The 24,022-nt window shown below is 37.6% G+C and carries 21 protein-coding genes; all 21 read left to right on the top strand.

The window, feature by feature from the left end:
• Positions 1-9: 9 nt before the first annotated feature.
• The gene (locus ACX9YW_RS09545; RefSeq protein ID WP_460345429.1) at positions 10-4,332 is read left to right on the top strand and encodes a PolC-type DNA polymerase III; all 4,323 of its coding nucleotides are present in this window, start codon (positions 10-12) and stop codon (positions 4,330-4,332) included.
• Between the two features lie 169 nt (positions 4,333-4,501).
• Positions 4,502-4,969, top strand: coding sequence for a ribosome maturation factor RimP (gene rimP, locus ACX9YW_RS09540; RefSeq protein ID WP_460345426.1), 468 nt, complete (start codon positions 4,502-4,504; stop codon positions 4,967-4,969).
• A gap of 24 nt (positions 4,970-4,993) precedes the next feature.
• Positions 4,994-6,118, top strand: coding sequence for a transcription termination factor NusA (gene nusA / locus ACX9YW_RS09535; RefSeq protein WP_460345423.1), 1,125 nt, complete (start codon positions 4,994-4,996; stop codon positions 6,116-6,118).
• 15 nt (positions 6,119-6,133) lie between these two features.
• On the top strand, positions 6,134-6,415 hold the full coding sequence (gene rnpM, locus ACX9YW_RS09530; RefSeq protein WP_460345420.1) for an RNase P modulator RnpM: 282 nt from the start codon (positions 6,134-6,136) through the stop codon (positions 6,413-6,415).
• Positions 6,415-6,717: a YlxQ family RNA-binding protein gene (locus tag ACX9YW_RS09525; protein ID WP_460345417.1), complete on the top strand. Its 303-nt coding sequence runs from the start codon at positions 6,415-6,417 to the stop codon at positions 6,715-6,717. Before rnpM ends, ACX9YW_RS09525 begins: the two co-directional genes overlap by 1 nt.
• Positions 6,718-6,736: 19 nt before the next feature.
• A complete protein-coding gene (infB, locus tag ACX9YW_RS09520; protein WP_460345414.1) occupies positions 6,737-9,001 on the top strand; it encodes a translation initiation factor IF-2 in 2,265 nt (754 codons plus the stop codon).
• Positions 9,001-9,279, top strand: a complete 279-nt coding sequence (locus tag ACX9YW_RS09515) for a DUF503 domain-containing protein (RefSeq protein ID WP_460345411.1) — start codon at positions 9,001-9,003, stop codon at positions 9,277-9,279. The genes infB and ACX9YW_RS09515 overlap by 1 nt, the downstream gene beginning before the upstream one ends.
• A 16-nt stretch (positions 9,280-9,295) precedes the next feature.
• Positions 9,296-9,664, top strand: coding sequence for a 30S ribosome-binding factor RbfA (rbfA, locus tag ACX9YW_RS09510; protein ID WP_460345408.1), 369 nt, complete (start codon positions 9,296-9,298; stop codon positions 9,662-9,664).
• Between the two features lie 79 nt (positions 9,665-9,743).
• Complete coding sequence (gene truB / locus ACX9YW_RS09505; RefSeq protein ID WP_460345405.1) at positions 9,744-10,664, top strand: tRNA pseudouridine(55) synthase TruB; 921 nt, start codon at positions 9,744-9,746, stop codon at positions 10,662-10,664.
• Positions 10,665-10,693: 29 nt separating this feature from the next.
• A complete protein-coding gene (gene ribF, locus ACX9YW_RS09500; protein WP_460345402.1) occupies positions 10,694-11,632 on the top strand; it encodes a bifunctional riboflavin kinase/FAD synthetase in 939 nt (312 codons plus the stop codon).
• Positions 11,633-11,780: 148 nt separating this feature from the next.
• Positions 11,781-12,050 (top strand): 30S ribosomal protein S15, encoded by a 270-nt coding sequence (gene rpsO, locus ACX9YW_RS09495; RefSeq protein ID WP_223588488.1) that lies wholly within the window; start codon positions 11,781-11,783, stop codon positions 12,048-12,050.
• A gap of 200 nt (positions 12,051-12,250) precedes the next feature.
• Complete coding sequence (pnp, locus tag ACX9YW_RS09490; RefSeq protein WP_460345397.1) at positions 12,251-14,365, top strand: polyribonucleotide nucleotidyltransferase; 2,115 nt, start codon at positions 12,251-12,253, stop codon at positions 14,363-14,365.
• A gap of 94 nt (positions 14,366-14,459) precedes the next feature.
• Positions 14,460-15,440 (top strand): polysaccharide deacetylase family protein, encoded by a 981-nt coding sequence (locus ACX9YW_RS09485; protein WP_460345394.1) that lies wholly within the window; start codon positions 14,460-14,462, stop codon positions 15,438-15,440.
• A 47-nt stretch (positions 15,441-15,487) separates the two neighbouring features.
• The gene (locus ACX9YW_RS09480; RefSeq protein ID WP_460345391.1) at positions 15,488-16,726 is read left to right on the top strand and encodes a M16 family metallopeptidase; all 1,239 of its coding nucleotides are present in this window, start codon (positions 15,488-15,490) and stop codon (positions 16,724-16,726) included.
• A 118-nt stretch (positions 16,727-16,844) separates the two neighbouring features.
• The gene (locus tag ACX9YW_RS09475) at positions 16,845-17,084 is read left to right on the top strand and encodes a YlmC/YmxH family sporulation protein (protein ID WP_460345388.1); all 240 of its coding nucleotides are present in this window, start codon (positions 16,845-16,847) and stop codon (positions 17,082-17,084) included.
• Between the two features lie 153 nt (positions 17,085-17,237).
• The gene (gene dpaA / locus ACX9YW_RS09470; RefSeq protein WP_460345385.1) at positions 17,238-18,134 is read left to right on the top strand and encodes a dipicolinic acid synthetase subunit A; all 897 of its coding nucleotides are present in this window, start codon (positions 17,238-17,240) and stop codon (positions 18,132-18,134) included.
• 2 nt (positions 18,135-18,136) lie between these two features.
• On the top strand, positions 18,137-18,730 hold the full coding sequence (locus tag ACX9YW_RS09465; RefSeq protein WP_460345382.1) for a dipicolinate synthase subunit B: 594 nt from the start codon (positions 18,137-18,139) through the stop codon (positions 18,728-18,730).
• A 227-nt stretch (positions 18,731-18,957) separates the two neighbouring features.
• Entirely contained in the window at positions 18,958-20,013 is a 1,056-nt protein-coding gene (asd, locus tag ACX9YW_RS09460) for an aspartate-semialdehyde dehydrogenase (RefSeq protein WP_460345379.1), read from the top strand.
• Between the two features lie 37 nt (positions 20,014-20,050).
• The gene (gene dapG, locus ACX9YW_RS09455; RefSeq protein WP_460345376.1) at positions 20,051-21,286 is read left to right on the top strand and encodes an aspartate kinase; all 1,236 of its coding nucleotides are present in this window, start codon (positions 20,051-20,053) and stop codon (positions 21,284-21,286) included.
• A 26-nt stretch (positions 21,287-21,312) separates the two neighbouring features.
• Positions 21,313-22,185, top strand: coding sequence for a 4-hydroxy-tetrahydrodipicolinate synthase (gene dapA / locus ACX9YW_RS09450; RefSeq protein ID WP_460345373.1), 873 nt, complete (start codon positions 21,313-21,315; stop codon positions 22,183-22,185).
• 158 nt (positions 22,186-22,343) lie between these two features.
• Entirely contained in the window at positions 22,344-24,008 is a 1,665-nt protein-coding gene (locus ACX9YW_RS09445; protein WP_460345370.1) for a ribonuclease J, read from the top strand.
• The last annotated feature ends 14 nt before the right edge of the window (positions 24,009-24,022 follow it).

Below are 24,022 nucleotides of genomic sequence, written 5' to 3'. Positions count from 1 at the left end.
AGTGGAATTTTGAGTGATCTTACCTCTAAGAAAAAAGAGAGCTTTCAGATATTATTACAACAGCTGAAATTAACAGATGATGTCTATGTTCCCTATTTTCAAAATGCACAAATTGATAGGGTTTTAGTTGAAAAACAAAGGCAATCCTGGCATTTTCAATTTATCTTTGATCAAATACTACCTTTTAATGTTTATTTAAGATTTACTAGCCAACTACAAACTGCCTTTGCACATATCGTAAAAGTATCTTATGGGATACATGTAGCGCGCCCCGAGGTAACAAGTGAATTAATTGCTGATTATTGGAAGTACTGTATTCAAGAGATGGATGGCATCTCACCACCAATGTTAAAGCTTCTAAATGAGCAGCTCCCAACAGTTAAAGGATTAAAACTAATTCTTTCAGTAACGAATGAAACAGAAGGCTTACAGTTGAAAAGGAAATATTCTGAAACGATTTCAGAAATATATCAATCATTAGGATTCCCTCAATTGGTTGTAGACACAGAAATCAATAGTGAGGGGGCAACAGAACAGTACCAACAATTTATCGAGGCTAAACAAAAAGAAGATCAGGAAAAGGCTTTAATGGCGATGGTCGAAATGCAAAAGAAGGAATCATCTGATGGATCTGCCTCACCGGAAACCGAAGGTCCACTGTCAATTGGGCTAATGATTAAGGATGATTCAGAATTAAAACGTTTAAATGAAATTGTCGATGAAGAACGCCGTGTTGTCATAGAAGGCTTTGTTTTCGATGCGGAAACAAAAGAACTTCGAAGTGGTCGAACATTATTAACCTTTAAAATAACTGATTATACAAGCTCGATAATGGTTAAAATGTTCTCCCGTGATAAAGAAGATGCAGCGATCTTCTCTCGTGTGAAAAAAGGAATGTGGCTAAAGGTTCGTGGAAGTATCCAAAATGACACATTTGTCCGGGACTTAATTATGATGGGGAATGATATCCAAGAAATTAAGGGTCCGCAAAGACTAGATACTGCCCCGAATGATCAAAAGCGTGTGGAACTTCATTTGCATACACCGATGAGTCAGATGGATGCAGTGACATCAGTTAGTACTTTAATTTCTCAAGCAAAAAAATGGGGTCATAAAGCAATAGCCGTAACGGACCATGCAGTAGTTCAATCCTTTCCTGAAGCATATGGTGCCGGAAAAAAAAATGATATTAAAATTCTTTATGGGGTAGAAGCAAATCTGATTGATGACGGTGTTCCAATTGCCTATAATGATGCACCTCGCCTTTTGGCAACGGATACTTACGTTGTATTTGATGTTGAGACAACAGGGCTGTCAGCTGTTTACGATAAAATTATCGAATTGGCCGCGGTGAAGATTCGTGAAGGGGAAATTATTGATCGTTTCGAATCGTTTGCCAATCCGCATCATCGTCTTTCGGCAACAACAATTAACTTAACCGGAATAACCGATGATATGGTGGAAAATGCACCAGAAATTGAAGATGTGCTTAAAAGATTTAATGAGTGGACTGGTGACTCCGTCTTTGTTGCTCATAATGCCTCATTTGACATGGGCTTTTTAAATGTTGGTTACAAACGTTTGGGAATGGAAAAAGTAAAGAATCCTGTCATTGATACACTAGAACTGGCACGTTATTTATATCCAGAAATGAAAAATCATCGTTTAAATACACTGGCCAAAAAATTCGATGTCGAATTAACCCAGCATCACCGTGCGATATACGATGCGGAGGCAACTGGCTATTTACTATTGAAGATGTTAAAGGATGCTCTAGAAAAAGGGATCGAGTATCATAATCAATTAAATGATAATATGGGGCAAGGCACCGCGTATCAACGTGCAAGACCTTTTCATTGCACGCTATTAGCCCAAAACGAGGTCGGTTTAAAAAATCTTTTTAAACTAGTATCTATCTCGCAAATACAATACTTTTATCGAGTCCCAAGAATTCCACGATCAGTCTTGCAAAAACATCGGGAGGGAATACTTGTTGGTTCTGCCTGTGATAAAGGTGAAGTATTCGAAGGGATGATGCAAAAAGGCCCTGAAGAAGTAGAGGAAATAGCCCGTTTTTATGATTACTTGGAAGTACAGCCAAAGCCAATCTATTCTCATTTAATCGAGATGGAATTAGTTCGTGATAACCGCGCCCTTGAGGATATCATTAAAAACATTGTTAAGCTAGGGGAAAAACTTGAAATCCCCGTTGTTGCAACAGGAAACGTTCATTACTTGAATGAAACTGATAAAATTCACCGTAAAATCTTGGTGAGTTCACAAGGGGGAGCCAACCCGCTAAATCGCCATAAATTGCCGAATGTTCATTTCCGAACTACCAATGAGATGCTTGATGAATTTTCTTTTTTAGGACTTGAAAAGGCAAAAGAAATTGTCATTACCAATACCAATAAAATTGCCGATATGATCGATGTTATTAAGCCGATTAAGGATGATCTTTATACACCAAGAATCGAAGGTGCTGACGAAGAAGTTCGGCAAATGAGTTATGCGCGAGCTAAAAGTATTTATGGAGATCCATTACCTGAAATTGTCGAGGCTAGATTAGAAAAAGAATTAAAAAGTATTATTGGCCATGGCTTTGCCGTCATCTATTTAATTTCTCATAAACTAGTAAAAAAATCTCTAGATGATGGATACTTAGTCGGTTCGCGTGGGTCAGTCGGATCTTCCTTAGTAGCGACGATGCAGGAAATTACCGAGGTCAATCCATTACCTCCACATTATATTTGCCCAACTTGTAAACACTCAGAATTTTTTAATGATGGCTCGGTTGGATCAGGGTTTGACCTCCCTGACAAAGACTGTCCAAATTGTGGAGAGCATTACAAAAAAGACGGTCATGATATCCCTTTTGAAACTTTCCTTGGTTTCAAAGGAGATAAGGTGCCCGATATCGATTTGAATTTTTCCGGAGAGTATCAACCTAGGGCTCATAATTATACGAAGGTTTTGTTTGGGGAGGATAATGTTTTCCGTGCTGGAACAATTGGTACGGTGGCTGATAAAACAGCGTTTGGGTATGTTAAAGCCTACCAGCAGGAAAATAATTTGCATTTACGAGGTGCAGAAATTGACCGACTTGCCTCAGGGTGTACTGGGGTAAAAAGAACTACAGGACAACATCCGGGTGGAATTATTGTTGTTCCTGATTACATGGATATTTATGATTTTTCACCGATTCAATATCCTGCGGACGATAAAACTTCCGAATGGAAAACAACTCATTTTGACTTTCATTCAATCCATGATAACTTATTGAAACTCGATATCCTCGGTCACGATGATCCAACGGTCATTCGAATGCTTCAGGACTTAAGCGGTATCGATCCTAAAACGATTCCGACAGATGATCCAGAAGTGATGAAAATTTTTAGCGGAACGGAATCATTAGGAGTGACCGAGGAACAAATTATGTGTAAAACAGGTACACTTGGAATCCCAGAATTCGGTACCCGTTTCGTTAGGCAAATGTTAGAAGATACAAAACCAACCACCTTCTCAGAACTTGTTCAGATTTCTGGGCTATCCCATGGTACTGATGTATGGTTAGGAAATGCTCAAGAGCTGATTCATAATAAAACTTGTACATTAAGCGAAGTAATTGGTTGCCGTGACGATATTATGGTTTATTTAATTTATCAGGGGCTAGAACCTGCCTTTGCCTTCAAGATTATGGAGTCTGTTCGTAAAGGGAAAGGTCTTACAGATGAAATGGAAGAAGAAATGCGCAAAAATAACGTACCAGAATGGTACATCGACTCCTGTAAGAAGATTAAATATATGTTTCCAAAGGCCCACGCTGCTGCTTATGTCCTGATGGCGGTACGGATTGCTTATTTTAAGGTTCATCATGCGCTCCTTTATTACGCTGCGTATTTTACAGTACGTGCCGAAGATTTTGATATTGATGCAATGGTTAAAGGCTCACATTCGATACGAGCCAAAATTGAGGAAATAAATGCTAAAGGGTTAGATGCATCTAATAAGGAGAAAAACTTATTAACAGTATTAGAATTAGCTTTAGAAATGAATGAACGAGGTTACTCATTTAAAAAGGTTGATCTTTATAAATCCAGTGCCGATCAATTCATCATTGAAGGGGATTCGTTGATTCCACCATTCAATTCGATTCCTGGTTTAGGAACTAATGCTGCGTATAATATCGTAAAGGCTCGAGAAGAAGGAGAATTCCTTTCTAAAGAGGACCTTCAACAGCGAGGTAAAGTTTCTAAAACAATCCTAGAGTATTTAGATAATCATGGATGCCTAGAATCATTGCCTGAACAAAATCAACTTTCATTATTCTAAAGTCAGTTACTAGTAACTTTCACCATATTTGCATAAAAATTTCGGTTATGTTATAGTTTTATTGGAAATACTACGTATAAACTCTCTAGACACATCAAGAGTGGGGCAACCCACTCTTTCGTGTTGTGTACATGTATTTTTTGGTGTCGGGTCCAAAAGGAGGTAAAAAATGAGCAAAGTTACGGAAATAGTTGCGGATTTGGTTTCGCCAATTGTAACGGATGCAGGGCTTGAATTAGTCGATATCGAATATGTTAAAGAAGGAAAAGATTGGTTCCTTCGTATTTTTATCGATAAAGATTCAGGGGTGGATATAGAGGAATGTGGATTAATAAGTGAAAAATTGAGCGAAAAATTAGACGCTCTTGATCCTATTCCGCATAACTACTTTCTTGAAGTATCATCACCTGGAGCAGAGCGGCCCCTCAAAAAAGAAAAGGATTTTAAAAACGCAATTGGTAAAAATGTGTTTATTAAAACATATGAAAGCATTGACGGTGAAAAAACCTTTGAAGGTACATTGGTAGAATTTAGTACCGAAATTATTAAGGTAGAAATAAAAATTAAAACACGAAAGAAAATAGTCGAAATTCCATTTGACAAGGTTGCCACTGCACGGCTAGCAGTTATTTTTTAAAGATTAAAGGGGGATACAAGTCTCATGAGCAGTGAATTATTAGATGCTCTATTGATATTAGAAAAGGAGAAAGGAATTTCTCGTAATATTTTAATTGAAGCGATTGAAGCAGCCTTGGTATCTGCATATAAAAGAAACTTTAATTCAGCACAAAATGTTCGGATTGATATGAATCTTGGGACTGGTTCTATGCGTGTTTTTGCTAGAAAAGAAGTTGTTGATGTAGTTTATGATCCACGATTAGAAATATCCATTGAGGATGCACAACGAATTAATCCAAACTATCAGGTGGAAGATGTTGTTGAATTAGAAGTGACGCCAAAGGATTTTGGGCGAATTGCAGCCCAAACCGCTAAACAAGTAGTTACCCAGAGGGTAAGAGAAGCAGAGCGCGGTATTATCTATTCCGAATTTATCGATCGTGAAGAAGATATCATGACCGGAATTGTACAAAGGCTAGATTCCAAATTTATTTATGTGAGTTTAGGGAAAATTGAAGCCTTACTTCCAGTAAATGAGCAAATGCCAAACGAACGTTATCGACCACATGAACGGATTAAGGTTTTTATTACTAAGGTTGAGAAAACGACAAAAGGCCCACAAATATACGTGTCTAGAACTCATCCTGGCCTTTTAAAGCGTTTATTTGAAATTGAAGTACCTGAAATTTATGATGGTACAGTGGAAATTAAATCTGTAGCAAGAGAAGCGGGTGACCGCTCAAAAATTTCTGTTTTCTCAGGAAATGATGAAATCGATCCAGTTGGTGCGTGTGTCGGTCCTAAGGGTGCCAGAGTGCAAGCCATCGTTAATGAACTAAAAGGTGAAAAAATTGATATCGTTAAATGGTCTGAAGACCCGGTTGTCTTTGTGGCAAACGCTCTTAGCCCATCTAAGGTGTTAGATGTAATTGTTAATGAGGCAGACAAAGCGACTACGGTAGTTGTCCCTGATTACCAATTATCGTTAGCCATCGGGAAACGTGGTCAAAATGCACGCCTAGCCGCAAAATTAACGAATTGGAAAATAGACATCAAATCTGAAACAGATGCACGTGAGGCAGGGATATATCCTCGTGCTGAATCTATTAAATTATTTGATGATGAAGATTTGGATGATTATGACTTTCAAGAGGACGAAGATTTTTAAAAGGAGTGAATGTATGTGAACAAAGGGAAAAAAGTTCCGATGCGAAAATGCGTGGCAACTGGGGAAATGAAACCCAAAAAAGAACTCGTTCGCATCGTTCGCTCAAAAGAAGGAATCGTGAGTATCGACCTTACTGGCAAGAAGTCAGGTCGAGGAGCATATCTATCGAAAGAGAAGGAAGCTGTATTATTAGCTCAAAAAAAGAATATTTTGGCTAATCATCTAGAAGTAAAAATAGAAGATTCCATTTACCAAGAATTATTGGATATGATTGAGAAGGAGAAACGACTATCCTAATGAAATCAACAGGGTGGATGTCATTATTGGGTTTAGCCAATCGAGCACGGAAAATTATATCTGGTGAAGAGCTTGTCCTTAAAGAAATTCGTAATGGCAGAGCCAAACTAGTCTTACTAGCAGCAGATGCTTCTGCAAATACAACAAAAAAGATTAATGACAAATGTCTTTTTTACCAGGTCCCGATAAAAAAAGTTGATAATCGAAATAGTTTAGGTCAGGCAATTGGGAAGGAAGCACGCGTTGTAGTTGCTATATTAGATAATGGATTTGCCGAAAAACTAGTCACGTTGCTCGATTAATTTTTGCGGGGGTGAAGGAATGAGTAAAATACGTGTTTATGAATACGCCAAAAAACATAATGTTTCAAGTAAAGATGTTATTCATAAATTAAAAGGTATGAATATCGAGGTTTCTAATCATATGGCCACGATTGAAGATGAGACTTTAATGAAATTAGATAAAATTTATGTTAAGAGTACTACCATTGGTCAGGAGAAACTGGCGTCGAATAATCAACACAAAAGTGGCAACAAGTCACAAAATAAACCACAACAACAGGTGAAAACATTGGGAAAAGAGATACCTAAAACAAAAGTGAATATAGATGAAGAAGATAAAAATATTGATCCAACAAAGGTAAAAGTAATAACTCCTCCTAAAAACAAAGAAGGAAAAAAACACGACTCTGAATATCAGTCTAAGGAAAATAAAGCGTTTAAATCAAATAACAATAACAATAACAATAACAAAAACAAAAAGCCTCAGCACCAAAATAAAAGGCAGCAACCAGTTGCACAGGCTCAACCACAGCGGAAAAAGGAAAAAGAACTTCCAGCTAAAATTACCTTTAGTGAATCCTTGACAGTTGCGGAGTTAGCGAAAAAATTACACCGTGAACCATCGGAAATTATTAAAAAGCTTTTCTTATTAGGCGTAATGGCAACGATTAATCAATCTCTTGATAAAGATGCGATTGAGTTAATTGCTGGTGAATATGGAGTAGAAGTTGAGGAAGAAATCAAAGTCGATATAATGGACCTAGAAAACTACTTTGTAGAAGATGAAGGTGCCATTCTTCGCGAACGTCCTCCTGTAGTTACCATTATGGGACACGTTGACCATGGGAAAACGACCCTATTAGACTCGATTCGAAATACTAAAGTCACTGCTGGAGAAGCAGGTGGAATTACCCAACATATTGGAGCGTACCAAGTTACTGAGAAGGGTAAGAAAATCACCTTCTTAGATACCCCAGGACACGCAGCCTTTACGACAATGCGAGCACGTGGTGCCAAGATTACTGATATTACCATACTAGTTGTAGCAGCTGATGATGGTGTGAAGCCACAAACAGTCGAGGCGATTAGCCATGCCAAAGCAGCAGAAGTACCAATCATCGTTGCCATTAATAAGATGGATAAGCCATCGGCAAACCCAGATCGTGTCATGCAGGAATTAACCGAATATAATTTGGTTCCAGAAGCATGGGGTGGGGACACAATCTTTGTTCCGATTTCTGCCTTAAACGGTGAAGGAATCGATCAACTCTTAGAAATGATCCTACTTGTTGCTGAAGTGGAAGAATATAAAGCGAATCCTAATCGCAATGCAGTTGGAACAGTTATTGAAGCCCAATTGGATAAGGGACGCGGTTCTGTTGCAACCCTTTTAGTTCAAAATGGAACATTAAAAATTGGGGATCCAATTGTAGTTGGTAATACTTTCGGTCGTGTTCGAGCAATGGTCAGTGACATTGGTCGTAGAGTAAAAGAAGCTGGTCCATCAACACCAGTGGAAATCACTGGATTGAATGATGTACCACAAGCTGGAGATCGCTTCGCCGTTCTTGTTGATGAAAAAACAGCTCGCCAAGTAGGAGAATACCGAGCACAACAAGCTGTTTTAGCACAACGTGGCGAAAAATCCCGTGTAACATTAGAAACGCTCTTTGAACAAATGAAGCAAGGTGAAATGAAGGATTTAAATATCATCGTTAAGGCTGACGTTCAAGGGTCTGCTGAAGCACTTAGTGCGTCATTACAAAAAATTGATGTAGAAGGCGTGAATATAAAAATTATTCACTCTGCCGTTGGGGCTATTACTGAATCCGATATTACATTGGCTTCTGCTTCTAATGCCATTGTAATTGGCTTTAATGTACGACCTGATGCTAATGCCAAACGCACTGCCGATGCGGAGAATGTTGATGTTCGTCTTCACCGCATCATTTATAAGGCAATGGAAGAAATCGAAGCGGCAATGAAAGGGATGTTAGACCCAGAATTTGCTGAAAAGGTGATCGGTCAAGCTGAAGTTCGTCAAACCTTTAAGGTTTCAAAAGTTGGTACCATTGCTGGTTCATACGTAACCGACGGGAAAATTACTCGTAATAGCGGAGTTCGCTTAATTCGTGATGGCGTTGTCATTTTTGAAGGTGTCATTGATGATTTAAAACGTTTCAAAGATGATGCGAAAGAAGTAAGCCAAGGTTACGAATGTGGTATTACAATTAAAAACTTTAATGATGTTAAAGAAGGCGATATCATTGAAGCCTATATTATGGAAGAAGTGGAACGAAAATAATGATTGGCTTAGCCGAGTGTGAGTGCATAATATATAATGCATCTTCTCTAAAGGATAAAAGAGCTGTATTGCAACGAATACTCACTAGGGTCAAGCAGAAATTTAATGTATCCGTCTCAGAGATTGATTATCAAGATGTATGGCAACGGACAAAAATAGCGATTGTTACTGTTGCCTCTAATAAGGTGTCTGCTGAAGTAGAAATTCAAAATGCCCTTAAACTAATTGATTCCTTTCCTGAGATTGAACGTACCATTACGGAATTTGAATGGTTATAAGGTTTGAGGTGAAGTGATGAGTCTTAGAGCAAATAGGGTTTCTGAGCAAATGAAGAAGGAACTTAGCGATATCATTGGGCGAAAAATAAAAGACCCACGTATCGGTTTTGTGACTGTTACAGATGTTCAAGTGACAGGAGATCTTCAACAAGCAAAGGTTTATATCTCTGTATTAGGGGATGAAGAACAACGTGAAAATACGTTAAAAGGATTAGCTAAAGCAACTGGGTTTATTCGTACTGAAGTTGGCCAGCGTATCCGCCTTCGTAAAACCCCTGAAATTATCTTTGAATTTGACGAATCAATTGATTACGGTAATCGGATTGAAAATTTGCTCCACCAAATTCAAAAAGATACGAGAGATAAGGAAAAACAAGAGGAATAAACTTAGCGGGGCTGTCCGAATGGAATGAATAGTCGATTCCTTTTGGTAGCCCCTTTTTTCTTAATAGGGGGTAATGTAGATGGATGGTATTCTCCCGCTTTTTAAACCAGCTGGAATGACATCACATGACTGTGTTTTTAAGCTTAGAAAAATACTAAAAACAAAAAAAGTAGGGCATACTGGAACACTTGATCCAGAAGTAACAGGTGTACTTCCGATTTGTATAGGAAGAGCTACCAAAGTGGCTGAATACATAACAGATGCTGGTAAGGCGTATGAAGCTGAGGTAACGCTTGGTTACTCAACGACAACCGAGGATGCAACAGGAGAAATGGTTGAATCCCGAAAAATTACTACAATTATTTCAAGAGAAACCATACTGTCCATATTAAATTCATTTCTTGGTGTGATAGACCAAACACCACCAATGTATTCAGCCGTAAAGGTTAATGGGAAAAAATTATATGAATATGCAAGAAAGGGTATTGAAGTTGAACGTCCAACACGGAAGGTAACAATATACTCAATCGAATTATTGGATGAACGATCTGAATTTTCAGGTGACACAATTTCATTTCGAATTCGAGTTTCTTGTGGTAAAGGAACGTATATTCGGACATTGGCAGTCATGATTGGGGAGCGATTAGGTTTTCCTGCCCATATGTCACAGTTAACCAGGATTCAGTCAGCTGCCTTTTCATTAAAGGATTGTTATTCACTCCAAGAGGTGGAGGACCTAATGCAAAGTGGAATGATTGAAACGGCATTACAGCCAATAGAGTTTGGTATTTCGCATTTGCCGAAAATAAAAATAAGTGATAAAGTAGCAGAGAAAGTGAAAAATGGGGTTGCCTTGCCGATATCCGAATATATGGTGACTACGGAAGGTCCGATTGTCATTATGAATGAAAAAGAAAAGGCCATAGCAATCTATATCCAACATCCAACAAAACCATCAGTTATTAAACCATCTAAAGTGTTGGTTACTGATCATACCTAGTAGTTTCAATAGAAAAGGTGAGTCATATAGTGGAAGTTATTTATTTAGAATACCCTCATCAATTATCAAATATGCCACCTTTAGCTTGTGCAATAGGGTACTTTGATGGGGTTCATCTAGGACACCAAAAAGTGATTTTAGAAGCGAAAAATCAAGCAAAATTGTTGGGTATTAATAGTGCTGTTATAACATTTGATCCTCATCCTTCCGTTGTTTTAGGAAAAAACATCCAGCATGTCCAATATATTAGTCCTTTAAAGGATAAAGAAAAGCTGATTGGTGAATTAGGGATAGATTATCTTATCATTATTCATTTTACATTGGAATTTGCCCATCTATTACCTCAGCAGTTTATCGATCAATATATTATTAATCTTAATATTAAGCACCTGGTTGCTGGTTTTGATTTTACTTATGGAAAGTTCGGGAAAGGAACGATGGAAACATTACCTTTTCACTCACGAAATCAATTTTCTTATACAGTAATAGAAAAACTTACCAACGATGGCGAAAAAATAAGCTCTACTTTAATTCGCTCTTATATTAATAATGGAAAGATGGATTTATTAGTCCCATTATTAGGTCGATATTACACAACAATGGGTGAGGTTATCCATGGTGATAAACGAGGGCGAACAATTGGATTTCCGACTGCAAATATAGATTTGCTTGATGATTATCTAGTTCCTCCATTGGGGGTTTATGCAGTAAAAATTAAAGTAAATAATCATTGGTTTATAGGTGTAGGAAATGTTGGGCATAAACCGACTTTTAAACTTGAAGCAGGTTTGAAACCATCGATTGAAATTCATATTTTCGATTTTGATGAGGAAATATATGGTCAAATCGTTCATATTGAGTGGCATAAATACATTCGCAAAGAACAAAAATTTAATGGAATAAATGAATTAGTTGCTCAAATACAAAAAGATAAGCAAACAGCCTTAAACTATTTTCAGGAAAATTAGAATTTGAGAAAATTAGATGTTAGACTTGCTTTTTACTCGAGAAAGTTGTATTCTAATAAACGTATCATGAACCTTTGCTTGGCAAAGCGTATCTCCGACGCTTGCTCGGTAACTGGGGATTTGAAATTATTTTTAGGAGGTGAAAAGGATGGCAATCACACAAGAACGTAAAAATGAGCTTATCAACGAGTATAAGACACATGAGAACGATACTGGATCTGCAGAGGTTCAAATCGCTGTCCTTACAGAATCAATCAATAATCTAAATGAGCACTTACGTACTCATAAGAAGGACCACCATTCTCGTCGTGGATTATTGAAAATGGTTGGTAAACGTCGTAATCTTTTAACTTACCTTCGTAACAAGGATGTTCAACGTTACCGTGAGTTAATTAATAAGCTTGGATTACGTAGATAAGACAAGGTAAGAAAGCGGGATTTTTCCCGCTTTTTTAGTGTTTATTGAAAATTACATATACATAATGATTTTAAGTATGCCTCTATGGGTCATACTAATATTGGACATTTTTATAGCGAAATGCTTTTGTATATAGGTTTTAGTTAACTTGAAATATGATTAATTTGCATTATGAATGATGAGAGGGGTAAAAGAAAATTATGGACCAAGAAAAACATGTTTATTCCATAGAATGGGCTGGTCGGCCACTTGTAGTTGAACATGGCCAATTGGCAAAACAGGCAAGTGGTGCTGTTTTAATTCGCTATGGAGATACAGTTGTATTAAGCACCGCAACAGCTTCAAAAGAGCCGAAAAATTTAGACTTTTTTCCGTTAACGGTAAACTATGAAGAGCGTTTATATGCAGTCGGAAAAATTCCTGGGGGCTTTATTAAACGTGAAGGTCGTCCAAGTGAAAAAGCAATCTTAGCTAGCCGATTAATTGACCGACCAATTCGTCCGTTGTTTGCTGATGGATTTCGAAATGATGTTCAAGTTGTAAGTATGGTAATGAGTGTTGACCAGGATTGTTCGTCAGAAATGGCAGCAATGTTTGGTTCATCCCTAGCACTTTGTGTTTCGGATATCCCATTTGAAGGACCTATTGCCGGCGCGATTGTTGGCCGTATTAATGGAGAATTTATTATTAACCCAACCGTTGAGCAAACCGAAAAAAGTGATATTTATTTATCAGTTGCCGGAACAAAAGATGCGATTAACATGGTTGAAGCTTCAGCCAATGAAGTACCAGAAGAAGTTATGTTAGAAGCGATTATGTTTGGACATGAAGAAATTAAGCGCTTGATTGAGTTCCAAGAAAAAATAGTCGCAGAAATCGGTAAAGAAAAGCGAGAAATCGTTCTTTTTGAAATTAATCGTGAAATTGAATCAGCAGTCCGTTCATTATGTGAAGCAAAGATGATTCAAGCAATTCAAGTACAGGAAAAGCATGCTCGTGAAGATGCTATTAAGGAAGTTAAAAACGAGGTTATGGCAAAGTATGAGGCTGAGGAAGCCGATGCAGATACGATTAAACAAGTGAAACAAGTTTTGGACAAGATGGTTAAGGAGGAAGTTCGTCGTTTAATTACCGTCGAGAAGGTTCGTCCCGATGGTCGGAAAATTGATGAAATTCGCCCACTATCATCTGAAATTGGATTATTGCCACGTACTCATGGGTCTGGGTTATTTACCCGTGGACAAACTCAGGCGTTAAGTGTATGTACACTTGGGGCTCTAGGGGATGTACAAATTTTAGACGGATTAGGACTGGAAGAAGAAAAGCGATTTATGCATCACTATAATTTTCCACAATTTAGTGTTGGGGAAACCGGCCCTTCAAGAGGTCCAGGTCGACGCGAAATCGGCCATGGTGCACTAGGGGAAAAAGCACTTGAACCAATTCTTCCTGATGAAAAGGATTTTCCTTACACAATTCGCCTTGTGTCTGAGGTACTAGAATCGAACGGTTCAACCTCTCAAGCAAGTATTTGCGCGAGTACTTTAGCTATGATGGATGCTGGTGTACCGATTAAAGCTCCTGTTGCTGGTATTGCTATGGGTCTTGTAAAATCGGGAGAACATTATACTGTACTAACCGATATTCAAGGAATGGAAGATCATCTAGGGGATATGGATTTTAAAGTAGCTGGAACTTCCAAAGGTGTAACAGCTCTGCAAATGGACATAAAAATAGAAGGTTTATCGAGATCCATTTTAGAAGAGGCACTTGCACAGGCAAAAGTAGGAAGAATGCAAATCTTGGAATCAATGCTAAGTACGATTTCCGCTCCAAAAACTGAGTTATCGCAGTACGCACCTAAAATTTTAACAATGGCTATTAACCCTGATAAAATTCGAGATGTTATCGGACCAAGCGGTAAACAAATCAATAAAATTATTGAAGAAACTGGCGTAAAAATCGATATCGAACAAGATGGTACAATCTTCATCTCCTCTACAAATGAAGAAATGAATCAGAAAGCGAAACGAATTATTGAAGATATTGTCCGTGAAGTGGAAGTTGGACAAATGTACTTAGGGAAAGTTAAACGAATTGAAAAATTTGGTGCATTTGTTGAGATTTTTTCTGGAAAAGATGGACTTGTTCATATTTCTGAGTTAGCCGAGGAACGGGTAGGTAAAGTTGAAGATGTGGTATCAATCGGTGATGAGATTCTAGTAAAGGTAACAGAGATTGATAAACAAGGAAGAGTCAATCTATCTAGAAAAGCCGTATTAAAAGAACAGAAAGAAAAAGCTGAACAACAATAGGCATGAAGTCAGGTGCACCCTGACTTTTTGTTTGTATATAAAATGAATAAGTTGTCCTTTTATTTCATAATGTTTATGGAAGGAGGACGGTAAAATGGTCAATAAATGGTTAAAAATCGTATTGATTTTTATTTTTACTTTAGTAATTATGAAAAATCCTTTTACAAATGAATATGTTGAAACAATAAAAATGGTGTCCATTCCCGTTACAAAACAGCAAAATTCATTAAAGACCGAGATAGAATTACAAGCAAAAAATTATGAAATCCCAGCAGCAGACGCTAAAATCGATAGGGTTTGGAAAGCGATTCCAGGTTATAACGGCTTAAAGGTTGATATTGAACAATCCTATCAGAATATGAAAAAATTGGGCATTTTTGATCCTAAAAAATTGGTTTTTCAACAAGTATCTCCAAAAGTTCATTTAATGGAATTACCTCCATCTCCTATTTATCGTGGACATCCAGATAAGGAGATGGTAAGTTTTATTATTAATGTCGCTTGGGGAAATGAGTACTTACCTGGGATGCTCGAAACGTTAAAAAAACATCATGTACATGTTACCTTTTTCCTTGAAGGGAAATGGACGCAAAAAAATCCTGAGTTAGCTAAGATGATTGTAGCTGCAGGACATGAAATCGGTAATCACTCTTTTTCGCATCCTGATATGAAGATTCTCTCTGCCCCTCGTACCCGAGATGAAATCATTCAAACGAATAACGTGATCAAAGCAACAACAGGAATCGAGCCAAAGTGGTTTGGACCACCTTCAGGAAGCTATCGGGATGAAACGGTGAAAATTGCAGCTGAATCTGGAATGGGTACCATTATGTGGACCGTTGATACGATTGATTGGCAAAAGCCTCCGGTTGATGTTTTAATCGATAGAGTTATGAAAAAAATTCATAATGGTGCGCTAATTCTCATGCATCCAACCGATTCAACAGCGAAATCCATGGATCAGTTAATTACATTGATTAAACAGAAAAATTTGCAAATTGGTACAGTTTCGCAAGTTTTAGATGAAAGAAGAATAGTGAAAAATAATCTATTTATTGGAGAAGATAAACCATAAAAGAACCTGCATAAGAGAAAATGTGTCTTCCCAAGGAGGAATCTTTGTTGATAAAAAAATATACTTGTCAAAATGGAGTTAGAGTTGTACTTGAACATATTCCTACTGTCCGTTCTGTGGCTATAGGCGTATGGATTGGCACTGGTTCAAGAAATGAAACCCCTGAAAATAACGGAATTTCCCACTTTTTGGAACATATGATTTTTAAAGGGACGAAAACAAAAACAGCTAGGGAAATTGCTGAATCCTTTGATAGTATAGGTGGTCAGGTAAATGCTTTTACCTCAAAGGAATACACTTGCTACTATGCGAAGGTTTTAGATACCCATGCAGATTTTGCCTTAGAAACCTTAGCTGATATGTTTTTTAATTCGATTTTCGATGAAGAAGAATTAAAAAAAGAGAAAAAAGTCGTTTATGAAGAAATTAAAATGTATGAGGATACCCCAGATGATATCGTCCACGATTTATTAAGTAAGGCTATCTATGAGAATCACCCTCTAGGCTACCCGATTTTAGGGACAGAGGAAACATTAGCAACCTTCTCGGGTGACACTTTAAAAAATTATATGAACGAATTGTACACACCTGATAATGTCGTCATTTCCATTGCGGGAAATGTTACTGAATCTTTTATTAAGGGCGTTGAAAAGTTTTTTGGATACTATGAATCAAAAAATTCCGCCGTTGTTGAAAACAAACCAAGTTTCCATTCTAATCAAGTTACTCGCAAGAAGGATATTGAACAAGCTCATCTTTGCCTTGGTTATAAAGGACTTCAAGTTGGACATGAGGATGTTTATAGTCTGATTGTGTTAAATAATGTCCTTGGTGGGAGCATGAGCAGCCGTCTATTCCAAGATGTTAGGGAACAAAAAGGACTAGCATACTCCGTGTTTTCTTATCATTCGGCATACCAAGATAGTGGGATCTTAACGATATATGGTGGCACAGGCAGTAGTCAATTGGATGTATTGTTTGAAACTATTCAAGAAACTTTAGGTAAATTGAAAAATGAGGGAATAACCGATAAAGAACTCACCAATTGTAAGGAACAATTAAAAGGAAGTTTAATGTTAAGTTTAGAAAGCACAAACAGTCGGATGAGTCGTAATGGGAAAAATGAATTACTCCTGAAGAATCATCGTTCTTTGGATGAAATTGTTAACTTGATTGATCAAGTATCAAAAGAGTCTGTCAATCGTTTAGCAGATTCCATTTTCTCAGACCAATACTCTGTTTCGATAATTAGTCCTGAGGGCGAATTACCAGAAAAATTAAAATAATATCAAACAATACCCCTAACTGCTATGGTTAGGGGTATTAAATTATTTGATTGCAAAAGTCTAAATAGAATGGACTTCCTATAGACTATTACTAAGTGAATAAAAGGAGGAAATTCATTTGAGACTAAGTGAATTAAGTGGAAAAGAAATTGTGGATGCAAAAAAAGCCGAACGACTTGGTGTATTGGGCCAGACTGATTTAGAAATAAATGAAAAGTCTGGTCAAATTCAAGCGCTCATCATCCCATCCCTCAAATGGTTTGGCTTACGCAAAACGAATGGAGAGGTAAGAGTGCCATGGAAACATATTAAAAAGATTGGCGCAGACATGATTATTATTGATATCGATGAGGAATAGGAAAATAAGAAAGAGCCCAAGCAATCAAGTTATTGCTTGGGCTTTTTCTTTAGACCAATCACCGATTTTTAACCCAGTACATAGTATGTTGAAGTAGCTCATTGTAAATCAAGATTCTTTTTGCGATTTTTCAAAAAAGAAGGTGAATATTAAATGCTTACAGGAATGCAAATTGCTGTAATCGGTGGGGACGCAAGACAGTTAGAGATAATTCGTAAATTGACTGAGCTAGATGCAAAATTGGTATTAGTTGGCTTCGAACAACTTGACCATGCCTTTACTGGAGCAATTAAAGAAAAAATCAGTGAAGTTGATTTTAGTCAGACAGATGCAATTTTACTACCTGTGCCTGGAACAAATTTAGAAGGGCATGTGGAAACTATATTTTCAAATGAAAAGGTTGTTTTAACAGAGGAACTTCTTTTAAAGACACCACCCTATTGCACCATATATTCGGGTATTAGCAATTCCTATTTAAATGGAATAGCAAAAAGTTCTAATCGACGTTTAGTTCAATTATTTGAACGCGATGATGTAGCGATCTATAATTCGATTCCTACAGTTGAAGGAACGATTATGATGGCCATTCAACATACAGATTTTACGATTCATGGATCTAAGGTTGCTGTTTTAGGCCTTGGACGTGTTGGAATGAGTGTAGCTAGGACCTTCCATGCTCTTGGGGCTAAGGTTATGGTTGGGGCACGGAAAAGTGAACATCTTGCCAGAATCACCGAAATGGCACTAGTTCCATTTCACCTAAACAACCTTGTAGCGGAAGTAAAGGATGTAGATATCTTAATTAATACGATTCCTACTATGATTGTAAATGCGAATGTCATTTCGAAAATGCCTCCTCATACACTTATCATCGACCTTGCCTCGAAGCCTGGAGGTACTGATTTTAGATACGCAGAAAAACGCGGAATTAAAGCGCTTTTGGCTCCAGGTTTACCCGGAATTGTTGCTCCAAAAACAGCTGGGCAAATATTAGCCAACATACTTTCGCAGTTATTAAAAAAGGACCTATTAGGTAGGAAGGAGAAATAATAATGGATTTAAAAGGTAAGCGCATTGGGTTTGGACTAACAGGCTCACATTGTACGTATGATGCTGTTTATCCGGAAATCGAAAAGTTAGTCAACGCGGGTGCGGAAGTGATTCCAGTTGTTACGTTTACCGTGAAAAATACAGATACACGTTTTGGAAAAGGTGAGGATTGGATCGAAAGAATCGAGAACTTAACAGGAAATAAATCAATTGATTCGATCGTAAAAGCAGAGCCTTTAGGGCCAAAAATGCCACTAGATTGTATGGTTATCGCACCACTAACGGGAGTTTCGATGAGTAAATTTGCTAACGCTATAAATGACTCACCAGTATTAATGGCAGCAAAGGCAACTTTGCGCAATCAAAAACCTGTTGTTTTAGGAATCTCAACTAATGATGCCCTTGGCTTAAATGGCGTAAATTTAATGAAATTAATGGCAGCGAAAAATGTTTTCTTCATTCCCTTTGGTCAAGACGATCCAGTCAAAAAACAGAATTCGATGGTAGCAAGAATGACTTTGTTGACCGAAACTGTCGAGGCTGCATTAGAGGGAAAACAGTTACAGCCAGTTCTAGTTGAAAGGTTCCGTGACTAAAGTTAAATCTTTTTTCCTTCATGAAAACATTATTCTTTAATAGTGTTGTATGATAAAATAAATCATATTATGAAATGGAGGCAATTTTGGCCTCCTATTTCTAATCAATTAAAGAATAGAAACTAAAAAGGCTGTGTTCATGGTAAATGTTGTTTAAAGCACCAGTAGCGGAAATTAACAGACTTCATTAACACAGCCTTTCGAAAAAAGGTGGAAGGAGACACCAAATGGGACTAAATAATGGATTGCATATAGCTGTAGTTGGAGCAACTGGAGCAGTTGGTCAACAAATGATTCGAACATTAGAAAGTCGTGATCTACCAATCACAGAACTTTCGTTTTTATCATCGGCACGATCAGCCGGTTCAAAAGTTACATTTAAAGGTAAGGAATATATCGTGCAAGAGGCGAATTCGGAAAGCTTCAAAGGGGTTGACATTGCCCTTTTTAGTGCAGGTGGGAGTGTCTCTAAAGAACTGGCACCGGAAGCTGTAAAGCATGGTGCAATTGTGATTGATAATACGAGTGCATTTCGAATGGATGAAAACGTGCCTTTAGTGGTTCCAGAAGTCAATGAATCTGACTTAAACCATCATTCCGGAATTATCGCAAATCCAAATTGTTCTACGATTCAAATGGTGGTAGCATTAGAACCAATCCGTCAAAAATATGGCATTAAAAAGATTATTGTGTCTACTTATCAGGCTGTTTCAGGAGCAGGTACTGTAGCAATTGAAGAGTTAAAAGACCAAACAAAGGCTATCATTAGCGGTGAGAATTACGAGCCAAAGGTATTACCGGTTAGAGCAGATAAAAACCATTATCAAATTGCCTTTAATGCCATTCCACAAATTGATAAATTTACTGATAATGGCTTTACTTATGAAGAAATGAAAATGATTAATGAAACGAAAAAAATTATGCATTTACCACAACTGCAAGTCGCAGCGACTTGTGTTCGTTTACCGGTTGAAACAGGACATTCCGAGTCAGTTTATTTTGAAATTGAATCCGAAGGTGTTTCCGCAAATGAAATAAAAGAACTATTAAAAGATGCACCAGGTATCGTTTTACAGGATGATCCAGAAAATCAACTATATCCAATGCCTGCCTATAGTGTCGGCAAAAATGATGTATTTGTAGGAAGAATTCGAAAAGACATTGATGTAGATTTCGGATTCCATATGTGGGTTGTTTCCGATAATTTGTTAAAGGGAGCTGCCTGGAATTCTGTCCAAATTGCGGAAAGTCTAATTAAGCTGGGCTTAGTTAAGACAGAATAAATTTTACAACCTTCTCCTAAGATATGAGGTGTGAAGTATGAAACTAGTTGTTCAGAAATTTGGAGGAACTTCCGTTAAGGATGAAAAAAGTCGGGAATCTGCCCTTCGCCATATAAAAAAAGCAATAGCGGATGGCTATAAGGTTGTAGTGGTCGTTTCCGCAATGGGAAGAAAAGGCGACCCATATGCCACTGATACCCTCCTAGCATTAATTGGTGGGACAGGTAGCCCTATTAGCAACCGTGAGCAGGATTTATTATTGTCATGTGGGGAAATTATTTCAAGTGTAGTATTTACGAATTTACTCCTACAAAATGGAGTAAAGGCGATTTCATTAACAGGGGCTCAAGCCGGCTTCAGAACAAACGATGATTTCGCGAATGCCCGGATTATTGAAATGAAGTGTGACCGACTGTTAAAAGAGTTGGAGCACCATGATGCTGTTGTGGTTGCAGGTTTCCAAGGCGCTGCGAAAAATGGGGATGTAACAACGATCGGTCGTGGGGGAAGTGATACATCCGCTGCGGCTTTAGGAGCTGCATTAAATGCAGAATGGATTGATATTTTTACAGACGTTGATGGGATAATGACCGCAGACCCTCGAATCGCCGAAAATGCAAGGCCATTGCCAGTTGTAACTTATACTGAGGTTTGTAATATGGCTTACCAGGGGGCAAAGGTAATTCATCCACGTGCAGTTGAAATTGCGATGCAAGCTAAAATTCCGATTCGGATTCGCTCTACTTATTCCAATGGATTAGGTACATTGGTAACGACTATTAATAAAGGGAATCAGGGGACCGATATTAAAGAAAGACCAGTAACAGGTATAGCCCATGTTTCTAATGTGACCCAAATTAAGGTATTTGCTAAAAAGGAACAGTATGATTTGCAATCTGAAGTTTTTAAAGCGATGGCTCAAAATAAGATTAGTGTGGATTTTATTAATATTTCGCCAAATGGAGTCATTTACACCGTTTCAGATGAAATGGCAAATAAAGCTATTCAAATATTAACATCTATTGGCCATGAACCAGTAATTGAGCGGGCTTGTGCTAAAGTTTCAGTAGTAGGAGCTGGAATGGCTGGCGTTCCTGGTGTAACATCAAAGATTGTGACAGCATTATCTGAAATAGGAATCCGAATCTTACAATCAGCAGATAGCCATACGACAATATGGGTTCTTGTCAAGCAGGAAGATTTAGTCACAGCAGTTAATGCTCTACATGATGCTTTTCAATTACAAGAAGAAACGGTAAAGTATGAACTATAGATTAATAATTAAGGTTGGTGGGAGTTATGGTAATGTTTGGCCGTGTATCAACAGCTATGGTAACACCTTTTGACAGAAAAGGGCATATTGATTTTGCGAAAACAACACAGCTTATTAACCATTTAATTGAAAATGGGACCGATTCACTTGTCGTAGCAGGAACAACCGGGGAATCCCCTACTTTGTCAAAAGAAGAAAAGGTTGCTTTGTTCCAACATGTAGTTAAAGTGGTGGATAAACGAATTCCAGTGATAGCGGGTACTGGAAGCAATGATACCTACGCTTCCATAGAATTAACAAAAAAAGCAGAAAGCTTAGGCGTCGATGCTGTCATGTTGGTGGCACCGTACTATAATAAGCCAAATCAGGAAGGACTATACCAACATTTTAAAGCAATTGCTGAAAGTACTAGTCTACCGGTTATGGTCTATAATATCCCTGGTCGAGCGGTTGTGAATATTTTACCTGATACGATTGTAAGACTTTCAAAAATTCCAAATATTGTTGCCGTAAAAGAAGCAAGTGGTGATTTAAATGCAATGAGCCATATCATTGCCAATACACCTGAAGATTTTTTACTGTACAGCGGTGATGACGGGATAACGGTACCAGTACTTTCCATCGGTGGTGTCGGTGTTGTTTCGGTAGCTTCTCATGTGATGGGGAATGAAATGCAGCAAATGATTGGGGCATTCCTGGAAGGTAATCATGTTAGCAGTGCTAAATTACACCAAAAGCTCCTTCCAGTGATGCAAGGTTTATTTGCCGCACCAAGTCCGGCTCCTGTTAAAACAGCATTACAATTAAAAGGATTAGATGTTGGTTCCGTACGTTTGCCACTGGTTCCTTTATCTGAGCAAGAACGCAATACTTTAGCAAATCTTATGAAGTCTTTATAGAGTAGAAGAATAATAGGCTGACAAAGAAGTGATATCTTTTTGTCGGCCTTTTTATTTTATTTATAAAAAAGGGGCTGAAGGTTGTAATCATTTTCTATCATCAAGTATACTGGAGATAATTAATCATCGAAAATTAAAATTAGGAGGAAAGAAAATTAATGCATAGAAATAAACATAAAATTAAATTTGTTGCCCTAGGGGGGGTAGGGGAATTCGGGAAAAATATGTATCTTGTTGAAATTGATGAAGACATATTTATACTCGATGCTGGGTTAATGTTCCCAGAAAATGAGATGCTAGGAATCGATGTTGTTATACCTGATATCAGCTATCTTCAAGAAAATAAGCATCGCGTCAAAGCAATTTTTTTAACTCATGGTCATGAAGACCATATAGGAGCACTTCCTTATGTTCTTCGGGAAATTGAAGCCCCTGTTTTTGGGACAAAGTTAACTTTAGCATTAGCAAATGCCCAGATAGTTGAGCAAGGCTATTTATCGTCATTTCAATTTGAAGAAGTTGACTCGCAAACAAAACTGCAATTTGGTTCTGTACAAGTTTCGTTTTTTCGGACGAATCATAGCATTCCCGATTCAATCGGAATTGCTATTCATACGTCATTGGGGGCAATTGTGTATACTGGTGATTTTAAATTTGATCAGGCTGCATCAGAATTATATCGCCCTGAAGTTGGGAAAATGGCTCAAATAGGTGAAACGGGTGTTCTGTGCCTATTATCTGATAGTACTGAAGCCGAGCGTCCTGGATACACTACCTCTGAAGCAATTGTAAAAAAGGATTTATCAGACGCTTTTTATAATGCAAATGGACGAATTATTGCCGCTTGTTTTGCTTCAGACTTAAATCGAATTCAGCATATATTTGATACCGCAGCCTCTTATGCTAGAAAAGTTGTAGTTGTTGGAAACAACCTCCAAAGAATCTATCATATTGCGTTAGATTTGGGATATTTAGCTATAGATAATGATTTAATCATTCCATTTTCAGAAATGAATCAATATCCTGATGACCAATTGGTAATTTTAACGACTGGTGTATTGGGAGAACCATTTGAAGTGTTACAAAAAATGGCGAAACAGATTCATAAGCAAATTAATATAAAACAAGGGGACCTCGTCCTTATTACCGGCTCGCCGTTAAGGGGAACAGAAGTAGCCTTGTATAAAACTATGGATCTACTCTACAGGGCAGGCGCCAGCGTTATTTCAAGTAAACATTCGATCCAGGCATCTAGTCATGGAAGTCAAGAAGAATTAAAATTTATGCTTAATCTAATGAAACCTAAATTCTTCATCCCTGTTCATGGTGAGTATCGGATGTTAATCGCTCATAGTAAATTGGCTAAAACAGCAGGTGTACCAAAAGATAACATTATTATTCCGGAAAATGGCGAAGTAATAGAGATGTCTGAAACAGAAATTAGTTATAGTGGAAAGGTTCCTTCTGGAAAAGTTTTGATAGATGGTAATGGTGTCGGTGATGTAGGTAACATCGTTTTACGTGATCGAAAGCTGCTTTCTCAAGATGGGGTATTAGTCGTAGTAGTGTCAATCAAGAAAGCTGATAGAAAAATTGTAGCCGGTCCGGAGATTATTTCAAGAGGATTTGTATATGTAAGGGAATCAGAAAAGCTTATCGAAGATTCAACCAAACTAGTACAAGCAGCTATTGAAAAGTATTTACGAAAAGAAAGTTTTGATTGGGGTGGAATTAAACAAGAAACAAGGGATATTTTGAATCAATACTTATTTGAAAAAACAAAACGTAAGCCAATGATATTACCAATCATTATGGAGGTTTAACGATAGCACTGGGC

The sequence above is a fragment of the Pseudoneobacillus rhizolycopersici genome, assembly GCF_054786815.1.
Note: the sequence above shows the minus strand (reverse complement) of the source record. Positions and strands in the feature narration are given on the sequence as shown.